The 26,591-nt window shown below is 62.7% G+C and carries 31 protein-coding genes and 2 pseudogenes; 11 read left to right on the top strand and 22 right to left on the bottom strand.

Going from position 1 to position 26,591, the window contains the following annotated elements; genetic code table 11:
• Nucleotides 1–9: 9 nt before the first annotated feature.
• The 4 genes from CH266_RS25085 to CH266_RS00580 all read right to left on the bottom strand — a co-directional run bounded on the left by CH266_RS25085 (nt 10) and on the right by CH266_RS00580 (nt 1,841).
• On the bottom strand, nt 10–210 hold the full coding sequence (locus CH266_RS25085) for a hypothetical protein (RefSeq protein WP_094689011.1): 201 nt from the start codon (nt 208–210) through the stop codon (nt 10–12).
• A gap of 196 nt (nt 211–406) precedes the next feature.
• Nucleotides 407–1,186, bottom strand: coding sequence for a DUF6924 domain-containing protein (locus CH266_RS00590; protein ID WP_052056699.1), 780 nt, complete (start codon nt 1,184–1,186; stop codon nt 407–409).
• 71 nt (nt 1,187–1,257) lie between these two features.
• Nucleotides 1,258–1,644 carry a hypothetical protein gene (locus tag CH266_RS00585; protein ID WP_032385459.1) on the bottom strand — a complete coding sequence of 129 codons (387 nt, stop codon included), beginning with the start codon at nt 1,642–1,644 and terminating at the stop codon, nt 1,258–1,260.
• Nucleotides 1,641–1,841: a type II toxin-antitoxin system HicA family toxin gene (locus tag CH266_RS00580; RefSeq protein ID WP_008720157.1), complete on the bottom strand. Its 201-nt coding sequence runs from the start codon at nt 1,839–1,841 to the stop codon at nt 1,641–1,643. Before CH266_RS00580 ends, CH266_RS00585 begins: the two co-directional genes overlap by 4 nt.
• Before the next feature lie 198 nt (nt 1,842–2,039).
• Between CH266_RS00580 and CH266_RS00575 the strand changes: the two genes are divergently transcribed.
• Nucleotides 2,040–2,411 (top strand): histone-like nucleoid-structuring protein Lsr2, encoded by a 372-nt coding sequence (locus CH266_RS00575; RefSeq protein WP_032385460.1) that lies wholly within the window; start codon nt 2,040–2,042, stop codon nt 2,409–2,411.
• 202 nt (nt 2,412–2,613) lie between these two features.
• On the opposite strand, the gene CH266_RS00570 is transcribed toward CH266_RS00575, so the two are convergent.
• Together CH266_RS00570 and CH266_RS25255 are read right to left on the bottom strand one after the other, a co-directional pair.
• Complete coding sequence (locus CH266_RS00570; RefSeq protein ID WP_052056700.1) at nt 2,614–3,243, bottom strand: hypothetical protein; 630 nt, start codon at nt 3,241–3,243, stop codon at nt 2,614–2,616.
• Between the two features lie 471 nt (nt 3,244–3,714).
• Nucleotides 3,715–3,858: a hypothetical protein gene (locus CH266_RS25255; RefSeq protein ID WP_176456965.1), complete on the bottom strand. Its 144-nt coding sequence runs from the start codon at nt 3,856–3,858 to the stop codon at nt 3,715–3,717.
• On the opposite strand from CH266_RS25255, the gene CH266_RS25250 reads away from it, so the two are divergent.
• Nucleotides 3,857–4,186: a DUF1003 domain-containing protein gene (locus tag CH266_RS25250; RefSeq protein WP_176456964.1), complete on the top strand. Its 330-nt coding sequence runs from the start codon at nt 3,857–3,859 to the stop codon at nt 4,184–4,186. The genes CH266_RS25255 and CH266_RS25250 overlap by 2 nt on opposite strands.
• 27 nt (nt 4,187–4,213) lie before the next feature.
• Nucleotides 4,214–4,462: a hypothetical protein gene (locus CH266_RS26090; protein WP_371828738.1), complete on the top strand. Its 249-nt coding sequence runs from the start codon at nt 4,214–4,216 to the stop codon at nt 4,460–4,462.
• Here CH266_RS26090 and CH266_RS00555 read toward each other — a convergent pair.
• Together CH266_RS00555 and CH266_RS00550 are read right to left on the bottom strand one after the other, a co-directional pair.
• Complete coding sequence (locus tag CH266_RS00555; protein WP_170949168.1) at nt 4,389–5,120, bottom strand: FAD-binding oxidoreductase; 732 nt, start codon at nt 5,118–5,120, stop codon at nt 4,389–4,391. The two genes, CH266_RS26090 and CH266_RS00555, sit on opposite strands and share 74 nt — an antisense overlap.
• Nucleotides 5,117–5,710 carry a molybdopterin-dependent oxidoreductase gene (locus CH266_RS00550; RefSeq protein ID WP_032385462.1) on the bottom strand — a complete coding sequence of 198 codons (594 nt, stop codon included), beginning with the start codon at nt 5,708–5,710 and terminating at the stop codon, nt 5,117–5,119. The genes CH266_RS00555 and CH266_RS00550 overlap by 4 nt, the downstream gene beginning before the upstream one ends.
• 409 nt (nt 5,711–6,119) lie before the next feature.
• Here CH266_RS00550 and msrB point away from each other — a divergent pair, with 409 nt between their 5' ends.
• The 3 genes from msrB to CH266_RS00535 all read left to right on the top strand — a co-directional run bounded on the left by msrB (nt 6,120) and on the right by CH266_RS00535 (nt 7,582).
• The gene (gene msrB, locus CH266_RS00545) at nt 6,120–6,593 is read left to right on the top strand and encodes a peptide-methionine (R)-S-oxide reductase MsrB (protein WP_032385463.1); all 474 of its coding nucleotides are present in this window, start codon (nt 6,120–6,122) and stop codon (nt 6,591–6,593) included.
• Nucleotides 6,590–7,150: a peptide-methionine (S)-S-oxide reductase MsrA gene (gene msrA, locus CH266_RS00540; RefSeq protein WP_032385464.1), complete on the top strand. Its 561-nt coding sequence runs from the start codon at nt 6,590–6,592 to the stop codon at nt 7,148–7,150. Before msrB ends, msrA begins: the two co-directional genes overlap by 4 nt.
• Before the next feature lie 87 nt (nt 7,151–7,237).
• Nucleotides 7,238–7,582 (top strand): TetR/AcrR family transcriptional regulator, encoded by a 345-nt coding sequence (locus CH266_RS00535; RefSeq protein ID WP_170949169.1) that lies wholly within the window; start codon nt 7,238–7,240, stop codon nt 7,580–7,582.
• 38 nt (nt 7,583–7,620) lie between these two features.
• Here CH266_RS00535 and CH266_RS00530 read toward each other — a convergent pair whose 3' ends face one another.
• Nucleotides 7,621–8,325, bottom strand: a complete 705-nt coding sequence (locus tag CH266_RS00530; RefSeq protein WP_032364248.1) for a TetR/AcrR family transcriptional regulator — start codon at nt 8,323–8,325, stop codon at nt 7,621–7,623.
• Nucleotides 8,326–8,528: 203 nt separating this feature from the next.
• Between CH266_RS00530 and CH266_RS00525 the strand changes: the two genes are divergently transcribed.
• Nucleotides 8,529–10,004: an MFS transporter gene (locus tag CH266_RS00525; RefSeq protein WP_373455169.1), complete on the top strand. Its 1,476-nt coding sequence runs from the start codon at nt 8,529–8,531 to the stop codon at nt 10,002–10,004.
• A gap of 16 nt (nt 10,005–10,020) precedes the next feature.
• Here the strand turns inward: CH266_RS00525 and CH266_RS00520 are convergent, their stop codons facing one another.
• Entirely contained in the window at nt 10,021–10,575 is a 555-nt protein-coding gene (locus tag CH266_RS00520; RefSeq protein WP_032364186.1) for a PaaI family thioesterase, read from the bottom strand.
• Between the two features lie 242 nt (nt 10,576–10,817).
• Between CH266_RS00520 and CH266_RS25685 the strand changes: the two are divergent.
• A pseudogene (locus CH266_RS25685) lies at nt 10,818–10,937 on the top strand (transposase); the annotation flags it as partial.
• 55 nt (nt 10,938–10,992) lie between these two features.
• Here the strand turns inward: CH266_RS25685 and CH266_RS00510 are convergent.
• The 6 genes from CH266_RS00510 to CH266_RS00485 all read right to left on the bottom strand — a co-directional run bounded on the left by CH266_RS00510 (nt 10,993) and on the right by CH266_RS00485 (nt 17,083).
• A complete protein-coding gene (locus CH266_RS00510) occupies nt 10,993–12,057 on the bottom strand; it encodes a BtrH N-terminal domain-containing protein (RefSeq protein ID WP_032382558.1) in 1,065 nt (354 codons plus the stop codon).
• A 46-nt stretch (nt 12,058–12,103) separates the two neighbouring features.
• Nucleotides 12,104–12,940, bottom strand: a complete 837-nt coding sequence (locus tag CH266_RS00505) for an SDR family oxidoreductase (RefSeq protein WP_027498262.1) — start codon at nt 12,938–12,940, stop codon at nt 12,104–12,106.
• A gap of 394 nt (nt 12,941–13,334) precedes the next feature.
• The gene (locus tag CH266_RS00500; protein WP_094689069.1) at nt 13,335–14,075 is read right to left on the bottom strand and encodes a transglutaminase-like domain-containing protein; all 741 of its coding nucleotides are present in this window, start codon (nt 14,073–14,075) and stop codon (nt 13,335–13,337) included.
• 69 nt (nt 14,076–14,144) lie between these two features.
• Nucleotides 14,145–15,353 (bottom strand): NAD(P)/FAD-dependent oxidoreductase, encoded by a 1,209-nt coding sequence (locus CH266_RS00495; RefSeq protein ID WP_094689014.1) that lies wholly within the window; start codon nt 15,351–15,353, stop codon nt 14,145–14,147.
• The gene (locus tag CH266_RS00490) at nt 15,350–16,738 is read right to left on the bottom strand and encodes a cytochrome P450 (RefSeq protein ID WP_032370839.1); all 1,389 of its coding nucleotides are present in this window, start codon (nt 16,736–16,738) and stop codon (nt 15,350–15,352) included. The genes CH266_RS00495 and CH266_RS00490 overlap by 4 nt, the downstream gene beginning before the upstream one ends.
• Nucleotides 16,739–16,762: 24 nt before the next feature.
• Complete coding sequence (locus CH266_RS00485; protein WP_024793405.1) at nt 16,763–17,083, bottom strand: 2Fe-2S iron-sulfur cluster-binding protein; 321 nt, start codon at nt 17,081–17,083, stop codon at nt 16,763–16,765.
• Between the two features lie 109 nt (nt 17,084–17,192).
• Between CH266_RS00485 and CH266_RS00480 the strand changes: the two genes are divergently transcribed.
• Nucleotides 17,193–18,218 carry a helix-turn-helix domain-containing protein gene (locus CH266_RS00480; protein ID WP_094689015.1) on the top strand — a complete coding sequence of 342 codons (1,026 nt, stop codon included), beginning with the start codon at nt 17,193–17,195 and terminating at the stop codon, nt 18,216–18,218.
• 137 nt (nt 18,219–18,355) lie between these two features.
• On the opposite strand, the gene CH266_RS00475 is transcribed toward CH266_RS00480, so the two are convergent.
• The 5 genes from CH266_RS00475 to CH266_RS00455 form a co-directional block, all read right to left on the bottom strand.
• Nucleotides 18,356–19,099, bottom strand: a complete 744-nt coding sequence (locus tag CH266_RS00475) for a recombinase (protein WP_255175797.1) — start codon at nt 19,097–19,099, stop codon at nt 18,356–18,358.
• 368 nt (nt 19,100–19,467) lie between these two features.
• Nucleotides 19,468–20,634: a site-specific integrase gene (locus CH266_RS00470; protein ID WP_094689016.1), complete on the bottom strand. Its 1,167-nt coding sequence runs from the start codon at nt 20,632–20,634 to the stop codon at nt 19,468–19,470.
• A gap of 205 nt (nt 20,635–20,839) precedes the next feature.
• Entirely contained in the window at nt 20,840–22,072 is a 1,233-nt protein-coding gene (locus CH266_RS00465) for a TniQ family protein (protein ID WP_176456963.1), read from the bottom strand.
• Nucleotides 22,069–22,872, bottom strand: coding sequence for a TniB family NTP-binding protein (locus CH266_RS00460; RefSeq protein WP_255122989.1), 804 nt, complete (start codon nt 22,870–22,872; stop codon nt 22,069–22,071). Before CH266_RS00460 ends, CH266_RS00465 begins: the two co-directional genes overlap by 4 nt.
• Before the next feature lie 138 nt (nt 22,873–23,010).
• Nucleotides 23,011–24,690 (bottom strand): Mu transposase C-terminal domain-containing protein, encoded by a 1,680-nt coding sequence (locus tag CH266_RS00455; protein WP_032386874.1) that lies wholly within the window; start codon nt 24,688–24,690, stop codon nt 23,011–23,013.
• Between the two features lie 296 nt (nt 24,691–24,986).
• Here CH266_RS00455 and CH266_RS00450 point away from each other — a divergent pair, with 296 nt between their 5' ends.
• Together CH266_RS00450 and CH266_RS00445 are read left to right on the top strand one after the other, a co-directional pair.
• On the top strand, nt 24,987–25,409 hold the full coding sequence (locus tag CH266_RS00450) for a hypothetical protein (protein ID WP_032370903.1): 423 nt from the start codon (nt 24,987–24,989) through the stop codon (nt 25,407–25,409).
• A gap of 85 nt (nt 25,410–25,494) precedes the next feature.
• Nucleotides 25,495–26,121 (top strand): DUF305 domain-containing protein, encoded by a 627-nt coding sequence (locus CH266_RS00445; RefSeq protein ID WP_094689017.1) that lies wholly within the window; start codon nt 25,495–25,497, stop codon nt 26,119–26,121.
• 106 nt (nt 26,122–26,227) lie between these two features.
• Here the strand turns inward: CH266_RS00445 and CH266_RS00440 are convergent.
• Nucleotides 26,228–26,591 (bottom strand): annotated as a pseudogene (locus tag CH266_RS00440) (heavy metal translocating P-type ATPase); the annotation flags it as partial.

The following is a 26,591-nucleotide window of genomic DNA, read 5'->3' as shown; positions in this document are numbered from 1 at the left end:
GATGTCGAACTACCTGCGTGTGCCCGAAGCTGGCCCTGGTTCGCGAACCCTAGCGGCGTTCGCGAGGTGGTCGAGGGAGAGTTCGGGGTCGGCCGTCAGGTGGCGATGTTCGGCGAACAGACGCCTGACGTGATCGAGGTCCGCGCGCACGGCCGGGTCGTCGGGGTCGTAGCCCTCGTCGATGATGGCGGCGCGTTCGTCTGGGTCCATGTCTAGTTCGACGCAGCAGCGCCGGGCGCGGTTCCCGTGTCGTAGATCAGGTCGTCAGAGCCGTCGTAACGGAGGCGCGCGAGTTCACCATTTCCTGATCCTGCTCGCCGTGGCGAGCCGGTCCCTGGCTAGATTCAGGGACCGGCGCGCCCCTGGTGTCTTTATGGCCGCTCATAAAATCCCGTGCGGGCGGCGGTCACGACGGATAGATCACTTTCATGGCGGCCAGCAAGCTCAGACTGTCCGAGTCCAGGTAGATGGACCAGTAGCTGTCGACGAGCGCGAAGTGGATTCCCAACCCCGAGCCGCCCCGAGCAAGAACCTGAAGGGTCTCGTCGTATCCGATGGTCAGTTCCGAGTTGTAGGTCCCTCCTGCAATCGCGTCGTACCTGTCCCGCAGATCGGTGACGACCATCGCCGGCCAAACCGGTACTGACCTTTTTCTCAGATCCTCTCGCAGTTGCTGGACCGTCGGCGAGTCGTCTGCGTTGTCTGCTGCGGCGATCAAATCCTCGCTTCGGACCTGCGGCTTTTCTATAGTTTGCACTGCTCCGGCACCGCGGTACACCCCATCCAGGTCCGCGCCGGAACGGAGGTCGTCGAAGCTCAGATTTGCGATAGACAAGTTGTTCTCGATTACCGCAAGCCTGCTCGGTACAACCCGAAAAGTAGCTGCCTCATCGTCCGGATCGGCACTTGTATCCACAACGAGCACTGGATGTTCCGGCTCGTCACATGCCCGCTGGTCGACTACGAAGAGATAGTCCGGCGGCGGAGATTCCACCAAGCCGACAATGCGTGACACCGACATGTCGGCAAACTCCGGGTCGTCGACCGTCGTCAGAAAGGCTTGAGCCTCATAACCACTGTCTTGCACGTGCGACGCCTGGGCATCTCGCGCAACCTGCGCCCAGGCACCGTCATCGCCGAAGTACGTACGGATGAGCAGGGATTGGCCCTCTGGCAGAGTTGGCATGGCACCGACTCTAGTCGTTCACAACCGTGAAACCGATGCAGTTGCGAGGGACCGAACATTCGATGCTCAGGTCAATTGTTGACGAGTTGGCTGGCTCGCTGAAATGTCACGCCGAGAAGCGATCCGATATCTCGGACGGGTACCTGAGCGGTGGCGAGCTTCTTCGCGAAGGCCTCGGTGCTGGCTTTGACGCGGGCTTCGTCCTCGGCCAGACGTGCTCGCTGTGTCGCGATCTCGGCGATGTGGACCGCGAGATCCTCTCCCCCGGGTTCGAGCTGGATGTGCTGCTCGATCTCGACATCGGCGAGGGCGACTCCGGTTTCGAGGGCGATGAGTTCTTTCGCTGCGGTGTGGACATCGTCGATGCGACGGGCTTGAGTGAGGGCGTCGAGTTCGGGGACGGCGATCATCCACCACTTGCCGTCTCGGGTCACCGACACCGTGTAAGTTTTGCTCACTGCTGTGCCTCCTTCATGGCTGCGAGGATCTTGCGGTAGACACCGGGCGAGATCGTCCGGTGCCCATCGGGCACAGTCACTTTGACTGCGCCGTCGGCCGAGACCCACGTGCTGTGCGATCCGACCGTGCGGACCGAGGTGAACCCGGCCGCTTTGAGGGCCTTGACCACTTTCCGCGTGGGCTGCTCGGTAACCATGACTTTAGTCTAGTCGATTGGACATTTTCTAGTCAAGTCGACTAGACGAAATAAGGTCGAGTAGCGGTGGCGTGGTCGACACGGGAGGAAGTGCCTATTACGCATTTCCTCATCTGGTGCATCTGCCTGCGGGTTCGGTCTGGTTAGAGTGGCAGTCGACAGCAATGTGTTTCCATTCGAGAGAGGCCGCATAGAACCGTGGCGAAAAAAATATTCACCCAATTGGTCGACGATATCGACGGCTCGGTCATCGACGACGAATCAGGCGAGACAATCGAATTCTCCGTCAACGGCGTCGACTACCTCGTAGACCTGAAGGCAAAGAACGCCAGCGAGTTTCACCGCAAGATCGGCTACTACATCGAGCACGCGACCCGCGTCGGCGGGCGTAAGCGTCGGCACTCCCCCACCTCCACGGCTCCATCTGCTGCACCCTCGAACAGCGGGGCCACACGTAATCCGGCTCAGACCAGAGCTGTCCGGCAGTGGGCCGCAGACAACGGTTACGAGATCAGCGATCGCGGCCGCATTCCCGCTGCTATCGAAGACGCATTCAACGCTGCACACTGATCATTACTTCAGGATCACCGCGCGAACTCGACGGTGTATCCGGCCTGACCGTCGATCGACAGGCTGTACTTGCACACCACCGAGCGTTGTCATGTTCGAGCCTTCCTTCCTTCGCAACTACGGATACGCCGTCATTTGCGGGCCCCGCTCCTGCAGACCCCCGCTTGAATGCCAGCAGACGAAACGAGGTGAAGTTCACCGATCAGTCAGCCGCGGGCTTGGGGAACCTGGGAACAAACTCCCGCCGGAATCGGCGCAGCCTCTTCACAAATGTCGAGATGAGAATAAACGCAACAAAGACGGCGACCATGACACCGGTGACGATCTGCAGCCAATCCGCGGCACCACAAATGGTCGCAATCACCACTGCAATCACGCCACTGATCATGGAGTTCACGACTCCGACGATGACGGCGGATCCGCCGAACAGATGAAGGACTCCGATGCGCCGTCCGAAACCGTATGTCTGGAGGAGACTGGCCCAATCATCGTGATACCCGGTGACGAAGTACGGCTCGAGGCCAGGCAACAGATCTAGGTACGCGTGCCGCAGACGGTTCATACCAATGACTAACCAAAGATCTTCGAGGTCAGCTTCTAGCAACCTCGTGTACGTCGACAACCCAACTAACAAAACCAGCGGTAGAACGAGCGAGGCAATGACTCTGAAATTCTGCCCGAATCCAGTTGCCTGGACCATCAACGAAAGGGCAACGACGGATGCCGAGACAATCGCCAGGAACGTTCCCGTGCGACTGAAGATTTCCTGCCAGAGTGCCCCCCGAGCGGCGAGAAGGCTCCAGTGCTCGACGCCGAGGATCTGGGCGTTCAAGGCGTCGGGGCCCCTATCCGCAACTGGTCGAGGCTCAGGAAAAGGTGGCGTAGCCGGGTTCTTCATGTCGTCCTAACAGGTCGAATCGAAGGCCAGCTTCCTGCCCGGCTCAGTGCGGCAACCGTGCGATCGCGGGCAAGGGTCGCTGGGCAATGTCATGAGGTTACGCCGCCGCGCAGTGACCTACCGGCTTCCGGCCCGCAGATCTTCGAGGCGATGCAGACAGTACAGAAACTTGGTGCCACGAAGCCGAACATAACAGAATTTGGACTTGACGGTCCACAAAAAGCTGGCACAGTAGCTTCCGCGTGCAGGCAGTCGAAGAGTCGTTCACTGCGGACGAGAGCGCACCGGAAGGACTGCAACGATGAGCGATGAGCGGCCAGAGGAAACAGGCCGACGGTCACCGGAAACCGTCACCCCCGCTGAGACTGCCGGTATTCACGGCCACGAGATGTCCGGGCACTCCGGTCATGCCGTCGGCCGAGAGATGTTCGCGTGTCCGCACTGCGGGCACCAACTCAGCATGTTCAGGGAGTCGCGGTCCAGCCCCGGAGACAAGGCTGCGGCGTGGGTGGCCGGCGTCGCCGGATCCTGGCCCTTCCTGCTGATCATGTTGCTGTCCATCTTTGCGTGGTTCGTGATCAACGCCATCCGGCCGATCTTCGATCCGGAGTCGTCAGCCATGCTCGACTATCTGGGAACGGTTCTGGCGATCATTGCTGCCTTGCAAGGACCGCTGATCCTGCTTTCTCAACGCCGCGAGTCCGATCGTGACCGCGCGCGAGACATCGAGACCTTCGTGATTTCACAGAACACCGAGGCCGACCTGCACTCGATCGGTTCCGCGGTCACCACCGCCCTCGAACAATGGGAACGAGATCGAGCCTTACATGCTTCGGTCGAGCCTGAACGCACTTGTGAAGGTGATGACTGCAAATAGGAGACGGACAGTTGCCCTTCCGGATCAATGGCCAACGAGCCGCCGGTCCCTCCGGAGACGGCCCGGCAGGATCTGGCCGACGGCTTCGACGCGTGGCAGCGCCACTTCTCCGACGGTCTGCAGCGAATGCAGCGCTCCGGTGAACTGAGGCAGGAGGCCGATACCGACGACCCGGCGACGTGCCTGTTTGCATCGACTCGAGTCACGAACTGCCGCCGAATCGTTCGGTACGGATCCGCGCTGCATCGTGGCCGAGGTCGACAAGCCACCCGGTGACGGCTTCCACGAACGGCGATGGCCCGCAAACGAATACGCGCGGAGACCGTGATGCGGCGAACGTCCGCTCGGCGATCGTATTCCGGGTCAACCGCCCGCCCTCCTGGAATCCAGGTGCGGACTGTCGGGTGTGCACGATGTCGACGGTAGTTCGTGTCAACCCTACGAGCTCGTCGGCGAACATCTCGTCTCGCGGACTGCGGACCGAGTACAACAACCGACAGTCGGAGCTGTCCGCCTCGCGTTCGCGTGCGGACGCAATCGCGAACAACGGCACGACTCCGGATCCGCCCGCGATGAGCTGGATAGGAGAGCGGTCGGTATCGGAGCGGGACCAGACGAAAAAGCGTCCGAGAGGTCCTTGCACCTCGACATCCTCACCCTCCGCGAGGTGACGTACGAGAAACGGTGACACCTCGCCCGTGGGCAGTTCCTGGACCATCAGAACCACGCGAGTTGACTCACCCGAGGACGCAAGAGAGTAGGACCGAGACGCCTGGTATCCGTCCGGTGCCGTGAGCCGGACATCCACATGAGCTCCGGCGTCGTTACCGGGCCACGTCGGCACATCCAATTCGAGGCGCACGGCCGATGGATTCTCGAAACGCCGACTGATCACCCGCCCGAGATGCCACTGGACGCCGCTCGAGGTTGTCACGAGTAGCGCTCTTCCCGCCATGGGTCGCCCCGAAGGTGGTAGCCGTTCTGTTCCCAGAACCCCGGTTCGTCCGAGGGCAACATCTCCATTCCGAGAACCCACTTCGCGCTCTTCCAGAAGTAGAGGTGGGGCACCAGGAGTCGGGCCGGACCGCCATGTTCGGGTGTGAGTGGTTCTCCTTCCGCCTCGGTGGCTATCCAGGCCTGCCCATCGAGGAGATCTTCGAGCGGCAGGTTCGTGGTGTAACCGCCGGAGCTATGAACCATCACGTAGTCGCAGCTGGTCTCGACATCGTCGAACAACAGGTCCAACGAAACACCCCGCCAGGCCATGTCCAGCTTGGTCCAGTGAGTGACGCAGTGAATATCGGTGACGATGTTCTCGACGCCCACCTTCTGCAGCTCATGCCAGTTCCACCGGTGTGCGACTTTGTCCTCGGTCGTGATCGTAAAGCTCCATTGGCTCTCGTCGATTGCCGGCGTCGGTTCTATCGAGAGCACCGGCCAGTCGTGGGCGAGGGTCTGCCCGGGGGGCAGTCGAGCGTCGGTGGACCTTCGCTGATTTCCGAAACCACTGTTGATAACTCCCACGACTGCACCTTTCCTCGGGCATTCACTACCGCGGCCTACGCGAACGGAACCGAAAACTGTTTCATATCACCGAGCGTCGAGTTGGACCGGAAGTCTGGAGTCGTGCTCCGACAGCCGTGTCGGGGAACGGTTGAGCTCCTCGGCGAACGCCCTCGGCGCGGGTCCTCGCGCAGCTCACGGTCCCCTTCCTGTTTAAGTACCCAAATATGGACTTTGGGGTCCAGTTTTGTGACTGGAATATATCGGAAAACCTAGGACTTTCGCGGCGAATATTGCTTTTCCAACGGGTTTCTCACTTTCGATCCAGCCTGGAGCTTACGGCAGATAGCCAGGAATATCTGGACCCATAGGTCCGTTAAACGATACGATGGCGCGGCCGCCGCGCCATTCGCAAGGAGGAGCCCACGTGATGACGAACGACTACCGCAAGACTCCTGAGTCGGTCAGCCGCCTCAACGACATGCAACTTCGGGTGACGCAGCAGGGCGGGACCGAGCCGGCGTTCCGCAACGAGTACTGGGACCACCACGAACCGGGCATCTACGTCGACATCGTCTCGGGTCAGCCGCTGTTCTCGTCCACCGCCAAATACGACAGCGGCACAGGATGGCCCAGTTTCACCGCCCCCATCGACGCCGCCGCCGTTACGACCGAGGTGGATCGGACATACGGGATGAGCCGCACAGAGGTGCGCTCGGCAGGTGCCGACAGCCACCTCGGGCACGTGTTCCCTGACGGACCGAAACCCGGCGGCCAGAGGTACTGCATGAACTCGGCCGCAATGCGCTTCGTACCCGCTTCCAGGCTGGTCGAAGAAGGGTACGGCGACTTCGCCACGTTGTTCGACACCGACCAAAATTCCTCGAACGGAGCGGCCTCATGACCAACGAGATCAACAACACCGAGACGATCACGAGCGGCGCGACAGCGGAAACGGCCGTCCTGGCCGGCGGGTGCTTCTGGGGGATGCAGGACCTGATCCGCCGTCATCCCGGGGTACTCGGGACCCGCGTCGGATACACCGGCGGACATAACGAGCATCCGACGTATCGCAACCACCCGGGCCACGCCGAAGCCATCGAGATCGTGTTCGCCCCCTCAGAGACGACCTATCGCGACATCCTGGCGCTCTTCTTCCAGATCCACGATCCCACCACGCTGAACCGACAGCGAGGCGACCGCGGCACCAGCTACCGGTCCGCGATCTTCCCCGTCACACCGGAACAGGAGCGGATCGCCCGCGACACGATCGCCGATGTGGACGCGTCGGGTTTGTGGCCAGGTAAGGCGGTCACCACGATCGAGCCGATCGGCCCTTTCTGGGAGGCTGAGCCCGAGCATCAGGATTACCTGCAGAAATATCCGAACGGCTACACCTGCCACTTCCCCCGCGATGGTTGGGTGCTGCCTGATCGGAGTTCGTCGGGCGCGGGAGCGTAGCGGTCGTCCGGTCGGGCGCGGGCCATCTTTCGGCCCGGCCCGGCCGCGAAGCCCTGATCTCGACACCGGTGTAGTTAGCCTGGGGAGATGACCGACAGCGTTAGCGGCTCTCGCCCGCGCCGCTTGACCACGCGCGGTGCCGCAACGAAGGCACGAATCGTCGATGCGGCCGATCAGTTGATGTACGAGCGCGGTGTTGCTTCCACGACCCTGGCCGACGTCCGGGCCGCGAGCGAAACCTCGAAGTCACAGCTCTACCAGCACTTCGCCGGAAAGCGCGCACTTGTGTTGGCAGTCGTCGAGGTCCGCGCCGACGCAGTGCTGTCTGTCAGTTTCAGAAGACGGCTGCACGATGTCAGAAGTGCACTGCAGTGCAACTCCGAGTTCTCGAGCACACGTCCGGCCTTATCCAGTGAGCGCTGCGATCCCTGACTGGATAGCGCATTGATGGTGAAATTTCCCATCAAGTTTTACTGGCCGTCGGTGAGCTGCGGGTCTAGCGCCGCGGCCGGCCATGGACGGCTGTTGTCGCGCGAAGTGCTCGATCGGACACTTGCGGCATGGGCGGCGAGAAAGTTGTCGACGATTTGGATGCAGTCGTCGGCGTGGATGTGGCGCAGTCCTGTGAGGCGAGCGAACACTATCGGTCCGAGGAGCTGAATGAGGGCGAAGGTGGTGTCGATCTCGCCGAGCACAGCGCGAGCGTCAGGCGCCGTCAGGATCTGATCCAGGGACCTGCGGTATTGCTCTATGACACGGGCCCGAAGCGAGACCACCGCGCCAGGATCGAGATCGCGCCGGCTGGCGTCGCCGCTGTTGACGGGCCCCATTGCCAGCCAGGCCAGCGTGGTCATCTGCACCGGAGCTTGGTCGATGAGGTCGGCTTGGGTGGTGAGCAACGAAATCAGACGTTCACGTAGCGGACCGGTATCGATATCGGTGTCGACTGGGGGTAATAGTCGCTCGAAGGTTGCAGCGAGCAGGTCAGTGGTACTTCCGAAATGTCGGTACAGAGTGGCACGTGCAACCTTCGACATGCGGGTGACCGCCTCCACGGTGACCGCCTCCACACCGCCGGTGGACAGCAGCTGACCGGCCGCTTCGAGTAACCGGTTACGTGAGCGCGCCAGCCGGGGGTCGGCCGAGCCCTCGGTTGCAACGAGAGGGTCGACCATGAACGGGCTCCGCTCCATTTGACTGACAAGACATGTCCTCGATTGATCATTCTGTCACACCCGCAGAGTTGTGATACTAATAGTCTCGAACCGAGACGATCAGTCTCGAACTGGGAGGCTGGCCGTTGAACGAACGTAGATCCGACTCTGCCAGCGTCGCTCGATGGAGCGGTGCCCAGTGGTGGATGTTGATTGTGTCGTGCATGGCAGTCGCGTTGGTGGTGGCCGCAATGGCAGCATTGTATTCAGCGTTGCCCCAGATCGCGGTCGCGACAGGGGCGACGCAAGCCCAACTGACCTGGATAGTCGACGGTTATACGTTGGTTTTGGCGTGCTTCGTTCTGCCTGCCGGTGCGATCGGTGACCGGTACGGTCGCCGGGGGGTGCTCGTGGCGGGGTTGGCGTTGTTCGCTTTCGCGTCGGCATTGCCCTTGTTTCTCGCCGACCCGGCGTGGCTGATCGCTGCTCGCGCGTTGGCTGGGGCGGGTGCGGCGCTGGTCATGCCCTCGACGCTGTCGATACTGACCGCGGGATTTCCACCGGCGCATCGCGGCCGCGCTGTAGGTGTGTGGGCCGGGGTTGCTGGATCCGGGGCGGTCCTGGGCATCCTCGGGGCTGGTGTGCTGCTCGAGCAGTGGTCGTGGACCTCGGTGTTCGTCGGGTTGACCGTCGCCGGAGCGGTTCTGGCCGGGTTGGCATGCAGTATCGCGGAGTCCCGCCAGCAGGAGCATCCACCGGTCGATTGGGTGGGCGCGGTGACCGTAGTTGTCGCGGTCGGGGCGATCGTCTTCGCTGTGATCGAGGTTCCGGCCCGTGGCTGGTCGGATTCGCTCGTCGCCATCAGCACTGCGGTGGGCTTGTTTGCGGTTGCGGTGTTCGTCGTCGTAGAACTACGTTCCTCGGCACCCCTACTCGATGTCCGGTTGTTCGCCCGCCGTGGTTTCGGTGCCGGCGCGCTGTCTGTCTGTATCCAATTTCTGGTGACCTTCGGGGTGTTCTTGCTGTTGGTGCAGTATCTGCAGTTGATTCTCGGTTATGGACCGCTCACCGCCGCGTTGGCGTTGACCCCTATGGTCGTGCCGCTCATCGTGATCTCGGTGATTGCACCCTGGCTGTCGAACATTGTTGGGCTGCGGGTGATGACCACTGTAGGTCTGCTCACCATCGCGGCGGGACTGGTGATGGTGAGCAGACTGACCGTCGCGGCGACTTACCCTGACCTGCTGTGGCCCTTGCTCATCATGAGTGCGGGTTTGGGGTTGTGTACCGCCCCTGCGACTTTCGCCATCGTCTCGGACACTCCTGAGGCCAAGCACGGGGTGGCTGCCGCGGTCAACGACGCAGCTCGCGAAATCGGTGCCGCGATTGGGATTGCGGTAGCCGGTAGCGTGCTCGCGGCCGGTTACGTTCAGCACATTCAGCCGGCTCTGCCCCAGCTACCCGAGCCTGCCCGTGGTCCGGTGGCCGATTCTCTGGCCGCCGCGTTACAGGTCGCCGACCGCGCAGGACCAGCTGGTCAGCCGCTGGCCGAGTTCGCCAGCGCCGCATTCGTACACGGAAGTGGTCAGGCGACACTGTCGTTGGCGGCGCTGACCGCCGCTGGGGCACTCGTCCTCGCCGTCTTTGCGCCAGGTAGACGCAGCCGTACGACAGCCACCGCGGGTGATGGACGTCGGTGAAGGTCGGCCAGGGTGTCTATTCTTCGGTGTGATTCGTGTCCGTGGCCCGGAGTTGGGCTCGGGCTTGGGACTGCATGAAGTGTTCGACCTCGACCACCACGAACAGGGCAGTAGCGGTGGCTACCGAGCGGCCCTGCGCATCGTCCATCGTGGCCGTGAGATCCAGTTTGCGCCCATCACGAGACCGAACGGCAGCACGCAATACGTATGGAGTGCCGAGCAGAACCGGCGCCAGGTAGTCGAGCTCGAGACGCCGCGTCACGGCGAGCTCACCCACTGTGTAGAGCAGGAAGCCGAACAGATCGTCGAGAACGGTCGCCACCGCGCCTCCGTGTGCTATCCCGGGTGCCCCGACATGACGTTGATCGAACACATGGTGAGCCACCACGCCGTTCTCGTCACGCTGGACCGACAGGGCGTGGCCGTGCGGGTTCTGCGGCCCACAACCAAGACAGTCGGGGTGGTGGGGCGGTAGATCAGGCGAGTCGAAACTCGTGCTCCAGAACGAGCGCGCCCAGTTCTCGACAGCCGGGCCGGCCGACCCGCTGACCTCGTCCGGAACTCTTTTCATGGTCGGACCTCTCTGTCGTGAAAAAAAATTGTGCCGAGTCTGTCGCGTCATCGTGCGCTCGGCCTGCACCGCTGTTAGTTTCGATAGATAAACTGCACTATGTCAGAAGTGAACCGCGCGTTGAAAACGTCGGCGAGGTTGCAGATGAGGGTCATCCACCCCGCAGCCCAGTGGCTGGCGTCGTGATCTGATCGGCCCAGGGATTCGGACACTAGACCCGCTTGGAATAGGGATCTACAAGCATGAGCAGATCGCGTCGATCTTTCAGCACCGAGTTCAAAGACGAACTGTGCCGAGAGGTCATCGACTCTTCCAAGCCGATCAGTGAGGTCGCCAGGGCGTACGGTGTCGGCGACGACAGCTGCAGCACAGTGCGATGCGCCCCGTGTACCGCGCGCCATCGAACGACGGTGGGCATCATCTCGTGATGGCGGACAGCGAGCGTGAAGCAGACTCCAGGGACTCCACCAGGATCAGCTCGAGTTCCGACAGTCTGGCAGCCGACACGGCCACCGCAGCTGCGCGTGTTCGTACATCGAGACCGCGTTGTGTTCCGGCGCGGGCAGTTTCGGTCCAGGCCTGGGCGCAGTGATCGGCGGCCACCGCGAGGTCTGCGGTAGCGGGATCACCGGTCAGACGTGCAATCTCGGTACAGCCGTCGGCGAGAAGCCGACGAAAGAGCCCGCCTCCGGTTCCGGCCTTTTCGATGAAGATACCGAGACTGAACAGCAGCGTCTCGAGGTCATCGGGCGGAAGGTCGACCCAGCTCTTGACGTCGGTTGCCAGCTGGTCGACCGCGGCCAAACCGTCGGCACCGGCTGCTGGTATGTGGTCGGCTATTCCCGGTGTCGATGGGGCGTGCATGCTGGCGGCGGATCGGGCGAAGGCCGCGGCCGCGGCAGTCGACACGGGCGGCAGTGTCTGCGGCCACGTGATTCGGTACGTGCAGTGACGTGTCGGTTGCGGGAACGAGGTGGAAGATCGCGCCCGAGCCAGCGCGTCGAGCGGGATCTTCTGCACGTCGGCCCGATCGTTGTCGACGACCGAGGCAGTCCCCCCGATCTCGTCGTAGCCGATCACCACGATGTCGTGGCGACTCATCTGCAGTTTCACCCGTAAGTAGGGCAGCTCAGCGATATCGGCCCAGACCAGACTGGGTCTTCCCGCATCGATGTCGTCGCGAACCCATGACCATCCCTCACCGGGATCGTCGGTCGTGAGAACCTCGACTTGTCCGCCGAGCCTGCGCGGTAAGTCGATCTCGAAGTCGGCACCGCGGCCGACCAGGTACATCGGTGGGACCAGGTCGTCCGATCGCAGGTAGGACAAACCCAGATCACCACCCAGTGCGAACACCAACCCCTCGTCGGGTGGTCCGTCCCATCCCAGACCGTGCCACTGGAGAAGGTCTCGCATTGCACCCGACCCGCAGTGCCCTCCCATCCGGTGGGGATAGTTCTCGATCAGAGTCGTGGGGGTCACTGTGACTGCCTTTCGGGTTGCTGGTCGAGCGCGCGTGTCGGCACGCTCAGCTGTTCCGGATTCTGTCGAGATACGTTCGGCGAGCAGCCATGTCGACGTCCGCGAGGAACACCGAATCTGTGTTCAGGGCCGCACCCAGTCCGGTCGCCAGCCGCCGGGGGACGAATTTCACCGCCGCGACCATTGCGCCTGCGAGACGGGTGACGCGGACGAAGGGGCGTGGATTCTCGATCAGATCTGCTGTCGCGCGGGCGATCTCCTCCGGCTCGGCGTTGCGTAATCCCTTTGCGCCGGCGGTTCCGGCGACGAGTTCGGTGTTGGTGAACGTCGGGCGGACTGTGGACAGTCGAACCCCTGACTTGCGGTACTCCAGTCGTGCGGCCTCTGTGAATCCGATGACTGCGAACTTGGTAGCGCAGTAGGTCGCCAAACCAGGTACCGCGAGCTCGCCGGCCAATGACGCAGTGTTGATGATGTGTCCGGTGCGGCGCGGCAGCATGCGCTGAAGAGCCAGTTTGGTCCCGAAGATGACACCCAGGACGTTGATCTCGACTTGACGCCGGGTTACTGCATCGTCCTCTTCGTGGGCGTGGCCGGTAGGCATGATGCCCGCGTTGTTGATCAGGATGTCGAGGGGTCCGAGTTCACGTTCGACCAGGTCCAGAAACGTTGTGAACGAGTCAGGTTCGGTGACGTCGAGTCGGGTGACGACCTTCACCCCGAGTTCGGCGGCGGCCTCCTTCGCACGTGCCTCGTCGATGTCGCCGATGGCGACCCGGTGGCCTCGTCGAATCAACTCCTTCGCTGTCTGATAGCCGATGCCGCGAGCTCCACCTGTGATCGCCACGGTCCTGGCGGGGGTGTGAGGTGCGTTGTTCGTCATGCTGCGCTCCTTGCATAGATGAGAGACATCGGTAGACGCCTGTCGGCCCGCTCTCGCGGTAGCGGCTGCGCACACGGGAGAGGGATATGGGTATCGCGCGTCGTCTCGTGCCCGGGGAGGCGTTCGGATCGGTCGTTCATCGCCCGCAGCCGCAACCCCAGCGGCAGAACGGGTCTCGTCTGTTCGGTGCAACTTCCGGTGTCGGCCTTACCACGGCCGCGCCGACGAGACAGTCATGTGGCACAGCTCTGCCAGCAGGTATCGGCTCACCCGATTCGAAGGTGTCCGAGGCGGTCCGAGTGTTCACGATCGCGATTGTTCGCGGAGAGAGCTCCGACCGATCGGCAGTCGGCCGCGATACGGGGTTCGGCGCGTATGTTCTCACCGCTTGTGTTCATCGAGACTCCCGCGGCGAGTTTCGATCCCCGGGAGTTTCGTCCGGCCGGGTGCGGCCGGTGAAAACATCATCGAGTGGGTGAGCGCCCGTGAAGATCGTGGGGCCGTAGGCGTGCCGAAGCACCGTCAAGATCGCGTTCAAGGGTAGGTCGTCGAAGACTCCTCGCTCGCGGACATACTCCATGTGCTGAGCTCCGTCTGCGGTGAAGGCATGCATGAGAGCATCGCGATCGCCGTCGAATTCCACTGGCGGCACGCCGAAACGAGCGCACAACTCGACATTGAATGCCGGCGTGGCCTTCAACCACCGGCCCTCGATGTAGAGGCGACTGTAGCCGTGGTAGACGAACAGATCGGTGCCGCCCATCAGCGCGCGCAACGTCTCGGTCTGCAGGTGATTTCGGACGTCGGCGAAGCCGAGCAGTGCCGGGATACCCGCCGCCCGGCACACTGCGGTCAACAGCACCGCCTTCGGGACGCAATAAGCGCGCCCGGCCTCGAGGACGAAGCTCGCCCGATAGTGGGCCGGATCGTCCGACACGGTGTACGGGTCGTACCAGATCCGGTCGCGGACGGCGGCGAAGAGGCGTCTGGCCTTGTCACGGTCGCTGCTCGCATCCCCGATTACCGCGGCGGTGAACGCCCGCACGGATTCGTGCTCGATGTCGAGGAAGTCCGTTGCTCCCAGGTACGCGTGTGGTGGCTGCGTAGTATGTGCCCCGGGCGGGCGGTCTGTCATGGTCATCGCCGATGTTCCCTTCTCTGAGCAAACCGGTTGCTGTTGTGTGCACAACGACCGAAGGATCGGTCAGTTGCGCGCGAGTGCGCCGAGCATCAGGTCTTCGCGTTGGACGGGGAGTCGCTGGGCGATCACCCGTTTGCTGTACATGAACTCGCGCGGGCGACCTATGCAGTCGGCGGCAATGAGCTCACCGGCCTGGAGATAGAAGCAACTGAAATCACTGTCGCGGGTGGGGTCACCACTGAGAACCACTTCGTCGTATCCAGTGTTGAGGCCGGCGATCTGCAGCTTGAAGTGATACTGATCCGACCAGAACCACGGCAACGCTTCGATTTTTCTGGACTTCCCGCAGGCGGTCGACGCAGCGACTTTGGCCTGCTCTCCTGCGCTCGAGACGGACTCCAACCGTAGTCGACGGCCGTAACGGGCCATGTCGTGGCTCGCGCAGTCCCCCGCCGCCATGATGTCGGGGTCGTTGGTCCGAGTGTGATCGTCGATCACGATGCCGTTGTCGATGACAAGACCCGCATCGGCGGCGAGGTCGGTGTTCGGCTCGACGCCGACACCGACGATGACCAGATCTGCGAGGATCGATTCCCCGCTGGCCAAACTGACTTCACGAACCTCACGGTCACCGGACAGGCCCTGAACCATCGCGTTCGTTCTGATGTCGACTCCCTGCTCGCGATGTATCCGCTCGAAGAACGTCGAAACCTCGGGAGCAGTGACCCGCTCGAGCACACGCCCAGTTGCCTCGAGAACTGTGACCTGCACGCCCAGTGCGCGCAGCGATGCCGCTGTCTCGAGTCCGATGTAGCCGCCTCCGACGATCACCACCCGCCGGCCAGGGCCGGTGGCCATACGTATCCTCTCGACGTCCGCTGCGGTGCGCAGGTAGTAGACCCCGTGGAGATCGGCCCCGGGAACGGTGAGCCGACGAGGGCGGGCTCCCGTGCACAGCGCGAGCTTGTCGTAGGCCAGCTTCTCCCCGGTGTCGAGAACGACGTTGCCTTCCGACCGAACGATGGCCTCCACCTGCGCGTTCAGGAGCTGAATACCTTGCTTGGAGTAGAAGTCCGTGCTGCGAATGGCGATATCGTCGAGTACGCATTTGCCCGCCAGATATGCCTTCGACAGCGGGGGGCGTTGATAGGGAGCGGCAGACTCGTTACCGATGAGGACGATGTCGCCTGTCCAACCTTCTTGGCGCAAACTAGCTGCCAGTTGTGCCCCAGCATGGCTTGCGCCGACGATGATCGCCCGTTGCGATGTCATACGCTGGAAGTAGGCGTCAGGCGCACCATCATCTTGCTGATGCCCCGCACGAAATTCGACTGAACATACTCGGGGTCGCCGACGACCTCGATGTTCTCGAAGCGGGGAAGCAACTCCTCCCACAGAATCCGCAGCTGCATTTCGGCCAGCCGATTGCCCATACACCGGTGCACACCGAATCCGAACGCGATGTGATTGCGCGCATTGGCACGATCGATGATGAAATCATCAGGATTCTCGAAAACGCGTTCGTCGCGGTTACCCGAGGCATACCACATCACCAATTTGTCACCCTTGCGGATGAATTGTCCGTTCAGAACGGTGTCGGCTTTGGCGATTCGGCGCATGTACGCCAAGGGTGTTTGCCATCGGATGATTTCCGAGTTCATGTTGGGGATCAAATCGGGATTGGCCTTCAATTTCTCGAACTGGTCGGGGAATTGGTTCAACGCAAGAACGCCACCGCTCATCGAGTTACGCGTCGTGTCGTTCCCACCGACGATCAGCAGGACGAGGTTGCCCAGAAATTCCATCGGACGATCGATCAGATCCTTGGTGTCCTCGTTGCTCTGCAACATGGTGATCAGATCGAAACCGGACTCTTCCCCTGCAGACCTCCTGGCTGCTTTGTCATGCCAGAGAGCGCTGAGGCCACGCGCCATGTCACGCATGCCCTCGAACACCTCGTCGTTGTCCGAGGGCCCACCGTTGGCTTGCTCCATCGAGGTTGCCAAATCGGACCAGTAGACGAGTTTGCGGCGTTGTTCGTAGGGGAAATCCAGAAGAGTTGCGAGCATCCGAGCTGTCAACTCGATCGAGACATTCTGCACCCAGTCGAACGGCTCGTTCAAGGGGAGGTCGTCCAATACCTCCCGTACCCGCGATCGGATCAGTCCCTCCATCTCCCGGAGGTTCTTCGGTGCGACAACCCCCTGGACGGCAGCGCGCTGCTTGTCGTGGCGTGGCGGGTCCATCGCGATGAACATCTCGATATCGAGAAACCGGGGCGGAACGCCGATGACGATGAACGGTTCGGCCGAGAACACAGCGTGATTCTTGTCGACGGCCACGATATCGGCATGGCGCGTGACCGACCAGAACGGGCCGAACGGACTATTGGGTTGGTAATGAACCGGTGCCTCGTTCCGCACGCGCTCGAAGTACGACTGCCACCGCCCTTGTCTGTAAAGAAAGGGGTTACTGAGGTCGATGTCGGCGAGCTCGACATCCTCGACCGGTGGAATGGGACTTTCGACGAAGATCTTCTTGCCATTCGTGCCAGTCACCCACCGTCGGGTCTTGTCGTACAAATGAGCGCCCTGGATCTGCAGCCCTATCGGGATGGTCGACTGGACCTTGTCGGCGATCGACTCAGAAACTTTCATGCTGTCGTGCCTGCCTTTCGCACATCACAATTGGAATTCAGGTGTTCGAACGATCAGGCCATCCCACGCTTCCGAGGCCACCATCTGGCACGACAACCGAGACGTGGGTTCACGCTCGGGGTTCATCGCCAGCATCTCCTCCTCGTCGGCGCCGGACAGACCCACCTCTCCTGACCACTGCGGGTCGACGATCACATGGCAGGTGCCACAGGCCGTTTCGCCCCCACAGTCTCCATCGATCCCCGGCACAGCATTGTCGGTTGCAATCTGCATCAGCGAGCGACCTTCGACCAGAGCCGCCTCGTGCTTCTCACCATCGTGGGCGACGAAAATTACAGCTGCCATGTCAACTCCTCGTTTTCCGGCGTGATTGACGAAAGTGTCGTCGCAAACGCGGGTGACGGCTATGTTCGGTGGAGTCATAAACTTGTGAATTCGGGTCAAAGGGGTCACCGTGAAGCTGAGCGACGAGGGCGTGCCACCGCTTGCGTTCGTGCAGCTGCTCGAACGCCGCGCACTCGACCCTGACGCCGCCGCGCGGCTTCGCGCGATCATGCACCGCGAAGGAACCAGTGAAGCGACGCTCATTCAGCATGACGTCCAGGCGCCGATACGGTGGTTTCGGGAGGTCTATCCCGAACTCGATATCGCCCAGGCCACTCGACTCGGATTTGCGTTTGCCGAGCAGGCCCAGTTGACATCGTTCGGGCCCCTGAGTTCACCTTTGATCAGCGCTGGTTCGGTCGCCGAGATCGTCGATCTCCTGACATACCTACCATTGATCTCCACGGCGTTGAAATCGCAGTTCCACACCGGCGACTACGGTCTGATCGTCGGGCTCACTGCGCACACAGGCGATTCCGCACTGGACTGCTTGGTCATCACCTACGGCGGGTCGGCGTTACTACGACTGCTGGACATGCTCGCCGGTGACATATCGCCGGTGACACTCCATCTGAGCTGGCCGGAGCCGACCGAGGTGAGCCACGACAAAGGTCCGGCGAATCGCCGGTTCTTCGACGCTCCGATTTCCTTCGTCCACGTACCCGAGGACACACTAAACAAGGCTTGTCGCTTCTCGGACCCCCTCGCATATCGTCTCGCTATCACTGATCTGCAGCGAACACTCGCCCAGCGGAGTGGGTCCATGTCATCCGCCGAGAAGGTGAGGCAACAGTTGGAAAAGGACCTCGGACAGCGAACCAACCATGATGTTGCACAAGCATTGTCGATGTCGAGTAGCACGTTGAAACGGCGGCTTGCCGAAGAAGGAACCACCTATAGCAAGGTGCGCCACTCGCTGCTGTACGAACGCGCGATGCTACGGCTCCTCGACCGATCGGTTTCGGTCAGCGAGATCGCTACCGAACTCGGATACAGCGACCTCGCCAACTTCTCTCACGCCTTCAAACGCTGGACCGGACGCTCTCCGAAAGATTTCCGAAATCCCCGACTCTCAGACGACCCGGATTCGACGTAGACCCCGCAGAACGGGGTCGAGATCGATGCCTCGTTCGTTCGCGGCCTGATCGATCTTCATCTCGGAGATTTCTGAGACGTCACCGCCTCCCTGCCGTGAGAAGAAGAGTGTGTGCAAACCCGAGTACCAACCACTAGTCACTCGACGGTGTCGGCCGGCACGCGTGCGGTCTCCGATTCGAGAAAGTCGACGAGAGCTTCCAACAGGCTGTCCGCGCGGGTTTCGACATCGGCCAGGACAGAGTCCACGTCGTCGAGAAGACCGTGGGCGTGTCTACGCGCAAGCGTTCCGCGTTCGTAGTAGCCGGGGTCGAGTAGAACCCGCGGTACTGGATCCGGTGCCGCGATCTGCTCCGGATGTTGTGACCGCGCAGTGGGCTGCAGGTGGGTGGGTGCCCTTCCGTCCCAGTGCATTCGCACGATGCCCGCTACCGCACGGGCGGTCAGCGGGGTCGCAGCCAACGGGGTGTGGCCCCACCGGTCGATCGCAGTCGACAGCGGATGTTGACCGGCCGGGTCGAAATACCGGTCGTATCCGCCGAGCCCGGTGCCGTCCACGGCATCGAAAGCGTCGGCGAGCATTCGGGTGCTCGGATACCGGGCCTGATGGCCGAGCACCTCACACCAGCGCTGGTACACCGTGCGCGGAGAAATGCCCGTCCCCGCCAGCGCGAGGGAGGTGAGGGTATGAACGCCGCGGCCTGTCTCGACGCGAAGGGCGTCGAGACCCGCATCGGCGGTGACATCGCATGCCCGCAGGGCCGCGATCTGCGTGTACGGCAGACCTGTCGTAGCGAGCGTGAGGATCAGTACGTCTCTGCGTGCAAACAACGCTGACGGCCAACCGTATTCGGGAAGCCGTGCGATGATTCCGCCGATCACGGCTGCCACCTCCTGCAGGCGCGACGTGCGGGCCCCATCCAGCGCAGCCCGGACGGTCTCAGCGCGCCCTGGAGGAGGTAATAGATGCCGATGATGAGCGGAGTCGATCACCGCGATCCGACGGCGTTGGGTCGTCGGCGCGGCGGGGTGCGCATACAGGAACCGAGCAAGTGACTCAGGAGAGGCCGCCAATGGGGGTTCGCCATGGGCGGTGCACCAGTCCTCGAACAGTGACCACGTGTGCCGATCCCGCCTCGGTATCGACGTGTTCGTGATGTCCGATGCACGTATCGGACAAGGGCGGTCGTCGTGGTCAGCATCTACCCCGGTCGTCCCGTCGCCGCTCACTGGCTCGGTCGGGTGCCTGGTCATAAGCCGAGCTCGGTGACGGCGTTGCCGACCAGTGGCGCATTCTCGTGAGCGTATGTTTCGACCATTGCGGGTGTGGTGTGCCCGGTTTGGCGCATGATCGCATGCGCGTCAGCTCCGTTGCGGAAGGCCTGCGTGACGAAGCCGGAACGGAGGGAATGCCCGCCGAGCTGAGCGACGGTGACGGGGCCGTATCCAGCTCGAGTAGCGCGGCGGCGGATCGCCGCGTGCACCGCGGCTCCGGACAGGGCTGTGTCGGAGAGGTTGCCGTTCTTACGGACGGACCGAAACAGAGGGGACCGTTTCTCGACCACAGGAAGGGTGCCGCGGCAGATATGGGAGTCGAATTCCACTGCGCGGGAAAGTATTCGGATGACAGCAACTCTGCCGCCGGTGTCGAACGCTGCGACGATCTGCAGCCATCGCACCCACGCGCAGACCGGACATGACTCGTGGCGGTCGGTGAACGGGAGTGCTTTCACGGTTCCGGTGCCGTCCTGGTCGGTCTTCGACTTCCGGATACGTACGTGCGCACCGTCGAGGCGGTCGCGGTGGACATCGCGGCATTCGAGCGCTACGAGTTCGCTGCGGCGGAATGCGCCGGTGTAGCCCATCAGCAGTAGCGCGGTGTCGCGGCGTTCGAGGACCTCCGACGCCCAGCCCGCTGCAGTGCGTCGGGCGTGGTCGACGATCGTAGTGATGTCAGCGGTGAGGAGCGGGGCACGGGGCCTGCGGGGCCGCTCCCCCGCAGACGCGTAATCCCGCCGGATACCCGAGAGGGTGGCGCGGACCATCTCGTGCCCGCACGGGTTGTCGTGTCCAGTAGCGCGGTGGCGGTCCGTGACCGCCGCGATCCATTTGTCGAACGTCGACGGCGCATACGCCCGCGTCCCGTCGACGGTGAGCGTGTCGGCAGCGCCGACGAGGTACGCCGCCACCGTTGCGGGATGCGCCGGCAAAGCCTGGTGCCCGAGGACGATGCACCAGTTCTCGAATCGCCTCCACGCCGAGGCATAGGCACGGCGTGTTCCGGCCGAACGAGAAGCTGCGATCGACTGTTCTATCCGAGCAGCGACCTCGACCGGTAGGTCCGGGAACACTGCCACACCACTCACCGAGACGAGTGAATCCGCGTCCCCGACCTTACCGAGCTGCCGATCTGCCATGACAAGCACTGTAGCGAGCACCTCCGACAGACCTCTCAAGCCGAAAACACGCTGAGCAGGCCTTTTCGCGATGATGGTGCGGGAAGGAAAATTCTCGTCGGTCACCGCACAGATAACGTTGGTGACTATGACCCGGGCGCGAAAACGGGCTTCTCGGCTGTCGCCGCGTGTGCGCCGCGGACGACCCCGCTCCATCGGGCGATAGCTATGTCGGCGGATGGTGCAGCGGGATCCCGTGGTCGAGGAACAGTTGCACCGTCTCATCCAGCTCCGCTGCGGTGCGGCACCCCCAGCGCAGGAAGTTGTACAACGAACTGGCGGATGCGGGATCGACGCGCGCTGCCGCGATGGCGGCCTCGGCCGCAGCGTGCGCGTCAGCCCATAAATCGCGCTCGGGTGCGGGATAAGACGAGCGCGTCGGAGCTGTCCCGGGATCGACCGGCTCATACGGTCGTGGGCTCAGCAGAGATGCGTGCGCACCGCCGGCGTCGATCTCACCGCTCTCGACCATCGCAATGCCGATCGCTGCGGCCTCGAGGACTTTCGCCTGCTCGTCCCAGTGCAGGTCCTCGAACGGAACCCACGCGGTCCGGAGCGGGCGGGAACGACCGGCGGCCTTCCAGATCGCAACGAGTCTCGTCGCCCACCGTCCGGTGCGAACCAGTGGTGAGGACACTTCGTCGACGACGGTGCGCAGCAGTCGGAACCAGACTGCGGCATGTACCCGGCCTGGGCCGAGTTCCACCCATCCCGTCGTCAGGGCCTCGGTGCTGCGCCGATCGAGGTCCGTGACCGCCGAGGGAACCGGAACGGGCGAGACCCGTTCGTCCGAACCGAACCGGACCTGATCCCAGAAGATCGCATGACCAGGGAAAACAGAGCAGGGTTCGAGTCGACAACGGTGGTCGAGGCAGCTGCTCAGCACCGGATATTGCTGCAGCAGAGCCATGTTGATACCAGCAGTGGATTCGAGGCTGTCGACACATGCCGGGCATGCCCGACTACGCGGAGTGCTCGCCCACGGCAACCATGCCTCGCTCGTGGGTGTGCGACGTCGTCGATCCTCCCTCGCGAGGTCGGCCGGTAGCAGGATCGAGAACTGGTGGACGTAGGTGTCGAAGTCGCAGTCGGCGGGGTCGGTGCTGTCGAGCAACCACGGTGTCCACCCCGCCAACGTCATCATCCGCACCCTCTCTACCGGGACTGCGCCGCGACCGGCCAGCTCGATAAGTATCGGCTCCGGTGTGTAGCGGTCGAGATCCTCGACAGCACAATCGATATCGAGGTCTGCAAGCAGGTCAGAAGGCTTGATGTGCGGATACAGCTCGCATATCCGGGCCACCCAGGACGAGAGGGCCTCACCTGGCAGTGGCTGCGGATGCAGCGGCCACGGGCGAACGTACGCATCACCGGGCATCGGTGCGAGCCGCGCGTTCACGCGAGGTGGCGCTCGAACTGGCGGCGCCGCTCGGTGGGACCGAGGTACAGAGTGCGCGTGAGCACCGATGAGGTGATCGCTTCCTCTCCGCTGTCGACGGCGGTCACTGCTGCGGCAGTGAGCAGCGTTGTCAGTTCACCGATGGTGCCCTCGGAGCGAGTGAGGAGGTAGTCGGTCATCTCCGGTGATGTCAGGTGCGAGGGTTTACGGAGGGGGAAGCTCGTGGTGAAGCTGGCCAGCAGTGATCTGGTGTCGGCAGTGTTGGTACAGACCGGCAAAGTCATGGGGTGGAATCGGTTCTCCAGCTGGGGATCGGTCCGGATGGCGAGGTAGGCGTCGCGGGTTCCGACAGCGACAAGAGGAATGCGTAGTTCGTTGCCCAGGAATCGCAGCACGTTCAAGAATTCGCGGCGGACGTTGTCGCGGCCGGCGAGAACATTGTGGAGCTCGTCGATGATCAACATCTTCACGCCGGTGGCGCGGAGCAGCATCAATGCTTGCTGTTCGAGTTCGTGGACCCGATTGCGGGGCCTGGTCGGTGTTCCCAACGCTGTGAGCAGTGCGAGGTAGAACCGGCCGGGTGACGGGTCCGGGGGCATCTGCATGCACAACACCGGTATCTGCTCGCGGTCGGACAAGCTGATCGGCGGATGAGTGCGCCGGAACTTTTCGATGATCATCGACTTGCCGTTGTTCGTCGGACCGAGCAACAGTAGGTTCGGCATACGCTGTCGGTCCGGCCACGACAGCAACGTCTCCAGATGGTCGATGACCGTACGGGCCTGCGGATACCCGTCCATCTCTCCGACCGGATCAACCGGATCCGCTCCGCGTCGTCGAGTGCGGTGAGCGGTCGAACCGACTCCCGCAGGTGCCCCAAATCCTCGCTGGACGACTCGGTGGGTTCGTTGCTGCTTCCTTTCGATGCGGTCATCGGCTCACCATTCCTCGATGTCGCTGAAGACCGGCGTTGCGGTGCCGCCGTCCGTTTCAGGCTCCACCGGCGGGTGGATCGCCGGGATCGGTGCAGACGCGGCGCCGGTGAGATGCGTGCGGCGGGCACGGTTGCGCCGGGCTTTGCGGGTGGCTTTCTGCGAGCGGTCGGTGACCTCACGCATCTGCTCGATCATCGAAAACAGTGCGCTCTCATCAACGTTCGACCGACCTTGTTCGCGGAGACGGGCGATAGCAGCTCTGTGCTCCCACAGTGTCACCGCGGGATGTGACATCGTCCGGTACGGCACCTCGACATAGCCTGCACCGTCTGGTTCGAGGACCCAGATTCTGCTCAGATCGCGTGGGTCACGTCTTATCACGAACCGCCCCAACTCCTCTCGCCGCGCAACCCACGGTTTGAGCGCGTTCGAGAAGTAGTGCACGTGATCGAGAACGAAGCCCGTGCGCGTCAGACGTCGCCGGATGACGGGAAGAAAGTCCACCAGGAACGCGGTCTCGCCGAGCACCACACGATGGGCATGACCAGCTGCGGCGACACCGCCGGCCCACACGGCGGCCGGAGTGTTCCCGATCCCTGAATGCACGCTCGCGTGATACGAGGCTATCGCCAGAACCAGCCAGCGCTCCAACTCGCGCAATGTCAACGCGGCGTGCTTGTCCGAGTCGTAATTTCCTCGGTCCGCGGGGTTCGAAAAAGTGGTCCCGGGTAGCTCGTGCACAGCCGTCATCGCCGTTCCGAGAATGCGTTCGACGATCCCGCCGTAATGCGGCCGGCCCGGTGGACGGTATTCGAGGGTGATCGCGTGCTGGGCGCATCCGCGGCGTAACGCTTCGCTTTTGAACTCGGCGGCATTGTCGAGGTATAACCGCTTCGGCTTGCCTGCCATCGGCCATTGCACCTGTTCGGCCAGCTCGCATGCTTCGAGCCACGTCTGCTTCTCGCTGCACACCCGGCCCAGGCACAACCCAGCAGATACGGCTGACGGTGCCTCCAGAGTGACGACGAACCCGAGGACGGTACGGCTGAAGACATCGATGGCGATCGTCAAGTAGGGGCGACCTATCGTTTGACGCTCGTACTCGTCGACGATCATCACATCGACGACGGTGTGGTCGATCTGGACCTGATCGAGAATCCCCGCAACCGCCGGTGGAACGTCGCCGGCGGACTGACGCGGCCGGGCGGCATCGGGTCCCCCGCGTGACCTGGCCACCGACGCCGGATGGAGGCCGGCGATACGCGCGGTGACGGTGTTCCTGGCCGGCACAGGCAGACCCGCACGGTGACAGGCCAATGCGATACGTCTATGCAGCGCAGCGACACTGAGCTTCTGACGGTGAAGAAAGTATCGAGTCAGATGGTCGGCGATCACTTCCTCGACCTCAGCGGATACTCGGCTGCGGCCACGCCCACCCGACGAGACCTTCGTCAGAAGATCGGTGACCGTCCCCGTCCCGTTCCTGAGCCTGCCGACCAACGTGTAGACCTGCCGCCTGGACAGTCCCAAGCGCTGCGCTGCAGCGTCGACCGCTTCCGAACGCACCGGATGCATCTCCAGCAAGGGAGCCAGGACAGCGAAACGGGTCTCGGCCTGGGACCACCGCTCCCCCGACGCTGTCAGCACACCGGTCTCCACGACGTCGAGCTTGTCGGGGTCCATCACAAGCCTCCCTGTCACCGAGAGCCGAACATGCGACCGTGCACCGCACTTTTGACATCAGAATGTCAGAAGACACGTGCACTCACCCTCGTAACGCCTGCAATGAGTGCAGCCGTCTTCTGAAACTGACAGATTGTCAGATTCAGAAGTGAGCTGCACTGGTTCAGAAGTCGAGTGCACAGCTCCTTAACTGGGGCGGCGTTTCCCAGAGATTCGGCCTCTGCCCGACAGCGGAGGGCGGGCGATCCCCTGGTTCGCCATTACCCCTGGGGGGTATCTCTGCTACCGTCAAGGGCATGCAATTGGCAGTCAGACGTGGTCGACGGGGCACGGCCTCGGTGACCGGTCTGCTAATTGCACTGACGGTGTTCGGTGTCCTGTTGATGCATTCGGTGACACCGATGTCGATGTCCGTAACCGGCTCGATGTCGTTGAACGGCGGCCGTGCCTCGATGGCGACGCCGCTTCATATGTCCGAAACTATGTCGGTTCCGGTGATGGCCGGGGAGCACGACTGCCCGACGGCCCACCAAATGATGCACCCTTGTGTGGGCACGACGGTGTCGTCGCCCGCGCTGACGGTCCCGGCGTTGAGCGCAGCCATCGATCCAGTACCGACGCTACTCAACCGGACCGTCGGATGCACCGATTCCACGCTCGAACGTGCACCGCCGTGGACGTTGTGGGAGTTGGACAGATCGGTGACCTTGCGAGTGTGACAGGGAGCCCGGTAGACGCGCGTCGACCGGCGGACCGAAACACGTCACACACCCCTGATTGTCCACTCTTGCAAGGAGATTCCACATGCGTACCAAAGTCATGGCTTCACTCGCTGCTGCCGCCGCCAGCGCGTTCCTCGTCGTCGGCTGTAGCAACGACTCGACCGAGTCGTCGATGGACGGGCATTCCATGGGCTCGATGTCCTCGGCACCGATGTCCTCGGCCCAAGCAAGCGCGTCCGCAGAGTTCAACGATGCCGACGTGATGTTCGCGCAGATGATGTATCCGCACCACGCCCAAGCAGTCGAGATGGCCGACATGGCGAACGGCCGCACCGACAACCCGGACGTGCTGTCGCTGGCATCGGCGATCGCCGGCGCACAGCAGCCCGAGATGGACCAGATGACCACCTGGCTCACCGAGTGGGGCCAGCCCGCGCCCTCGGCTGACATGAGTCAGATGGGCGGGATGGACCACAGCTCCGACAGCGGCATGATGACCGCTCAGGACATGGACGCGTTGATGGCAGCGTCGGGACCCGAATTCGACCGCCAGTGGTTGACGATGATGATCGCCCACCACACCGGTGCCATCGAGATGGCCAACACCGAAATCGCAGACGGTTCCAACCCTGACGCCCTGGAGATGGCCCGCACCATCGTCGCCACCCAGCAGCAGGAAATCGAGACCATGCAGCGGCTGCTCGGCTGACCTGGTCCGCTATACACAACGATGGCCGCATCCTCTCCGGCGGAGAGGGTGCGGCCATCAGCGCTTCGCAGTCGTCAGGGCTGCGTTTCCGGTACGAGATCAGCTCTCACAGTGACGGTGTGCGCTGCGACGGAGAATTGGAACTCCCCTCGTTCACCGCTCCGGTGATGGTGTCGGGCGTGAGGTCGAGTCGCCGAAGCAGCTGCGCGTTCGCGGCGACGATGATCGTCGACAGCGACATCAGGATCGCGCCGATCGACATGGGCAGCACGAACCCGACCGGCGCGAGCACTCCTGCCGCGAGCGGAACTGAGATGAGGTTGTATCCCGCTGCCCACCAGAGGTTTTGCTTCATCTTCCGGTACGAGGCCCGCGAGAGTTCGATCACCGACAACACCGACCTCGGGTCGTCGCTGGCGAGGATCACTCCGGCCGACGCGATAGCAACGTCGGTACCCGCGCCGATAGCG

The sequence above is a fragment of the Rhodococcus sp. 06-1474-1B genome (assembly GCF_002258885.1).
Taxonomy (GTDB): Bacteria; Actinomycetota; Actinomycetes; order Mycobacteriales; family Mycobacteriaceae; genus Rhodococcoides; species Rhodococcoides fascians.
The sequence above is the reverse complement of the archived record's forward strand: the minus strand, read 5'-3'. Positions and strand labels throughout refer to the sequence as shown.

Coding starts and splice junctions, on each gene's coding strand:
- CH266_RS25085 (WP_094689011.1), bottom strand. CDS start 210: ATGGACCCAGACGAACGCGCCGCCATCATCGACGAGGGCTACGACCCC.
- CH266_RS00590 (WP_052056699.1), bottom strand. CDS start 1,186: ATGCCAACTCTGCCAGAGGGCCAATCCCTGCTCATCCGTACGTACTTC.
- CH266_RS00580 (WP_008720157.1), bottom strand. CDS start 1,841: ATGGTTACCGAGCAGCCCACGCGGAAAGTGGTCAAGGCCCTCAAAGCG.
- CH266_RS25250 (WP_176456964.1), top strand. CDS start 3,857: ATGTTGCTGTCCATCTTTGCGTGGTTCGTGATCAACGCCATCCGGCCG.
- CH266_RS25255 (WP_176456965.1), bottom strand. CDS start 3,858: ATGATCAGCAGGAAGGGCCAGGATCCGGCGACGCCGGCCACCCACGCC.
- CH266_RS26090 (WP_371828738.1), top strand. CDS start 4,214: ATGGCCAACGAGCCGCCGGTCCCTCCGGAGACGGCCCGGCAGGATCTG.
- msrB (WP_032385463.1), top strand. CDS start 6,120: ATGACGAACGACTACCGCAAGACTCCTGAGTCGGTCAGCCGCCTCAAC.
- msrA (WP_032385464.1), top strand. CDS start 6,590: ATGACCAACGAGATCAACAACACCGAGACGATCACGAGCGGCGCGACA.
- CH266_RS00535 (WP_170949169.1), top strand. CDS start 7,238: ATGACCGACAGCGTTAGCGGCTCTCGCCCGCGCCGCTTGACCACGCGC.
- CH266_RS00530 (WP_032364248.1), bottom strand. CDS start 8,325: ATGGTCGACCCTCTCGTTGCAACCGAGGGCTCGGCCGACCCCCGGCTG.
- CH266_RS00525 (WP_373455169.1), top strand. CDS start 8,529: ATGGCAGTCGCGTTGGTGGTGGCCGCAATGGCAGCATTGTATTCAGCG.
- CH266_RS00520 (WP_032364186.1), bottom strand. CDS start 10,575: ATGAAAAGAGTTCCGGACGAGGTCAGCGGGTCGGCCGGCCCGGCTGTC.
- CH266_RS00505 (WP_027498262.1), bottom strand. CDS start 12,940: ATGACGAACAACGCACCTCACACCCCCGCCAGGACCGTGGCGATCACA.
- CH266_RS00500 (WP_094689069.1), bottom strand. CDS start 14,075: ATGACAGACCGCCCGCCCGGGGCACATACTACGCAGCCACCACACGCG.
- CH266_RS00495 (WP_094689014.1), bottom strand. CDS start 15,353: ATGACATCGCAACGGGCGATCATCGTCGGCGCAAGCCATGCTGGGGCA.
- CH266_RS00490 (WP_032370839.1), bottom strand. CDS start 16,738: ATGAAAGTTTCTGAGTCGATCGCCGACAAGGTCCAGTCGACCATCCCG.
- CH266_RS00485 (WP_024793405.1), bottom strand. CDS start 17,083: ATGGCAGCTGTAATTTTCGTCGCCCACGATGGTGAGAAGCACGAGGCG.
- CH266_RS00470 (WP_094689016.1), bottom strand. CDS start 20,634: ATGGCAGATCGGCAGCTCGGTAAGGTCGGGGACGCGGATTCACTCGTC.
- CH266_RS00460 (WP_255122989.1), bottom strand. CDS start 22,872: ATGGACGGGTATCCGCAGGCCCGTACGGTCATCGACCATCTGGAGACG.
- CH266_RS00455 (WP_032386874.1), bottom strand. CDS start 24,690: ATGGACCCCGACAAGCTCGACGTCGTGGAGACCGGTGTGCTGACAGCG.
- CH266_RS00450 (WP_032370903.1), top strand. CDS start 24,987: ATGCAATTGGCAGTCAGACGTGGTCGACGGGGCACGGCCTCGGTGACC.
- CH266_RS00445 (WP_094689017.1), top strand. CDS start 25,495: ATGCGTACCAAAGTCATGGCTTCACTCGCTGCTGCCGCCGCCAGCGCG.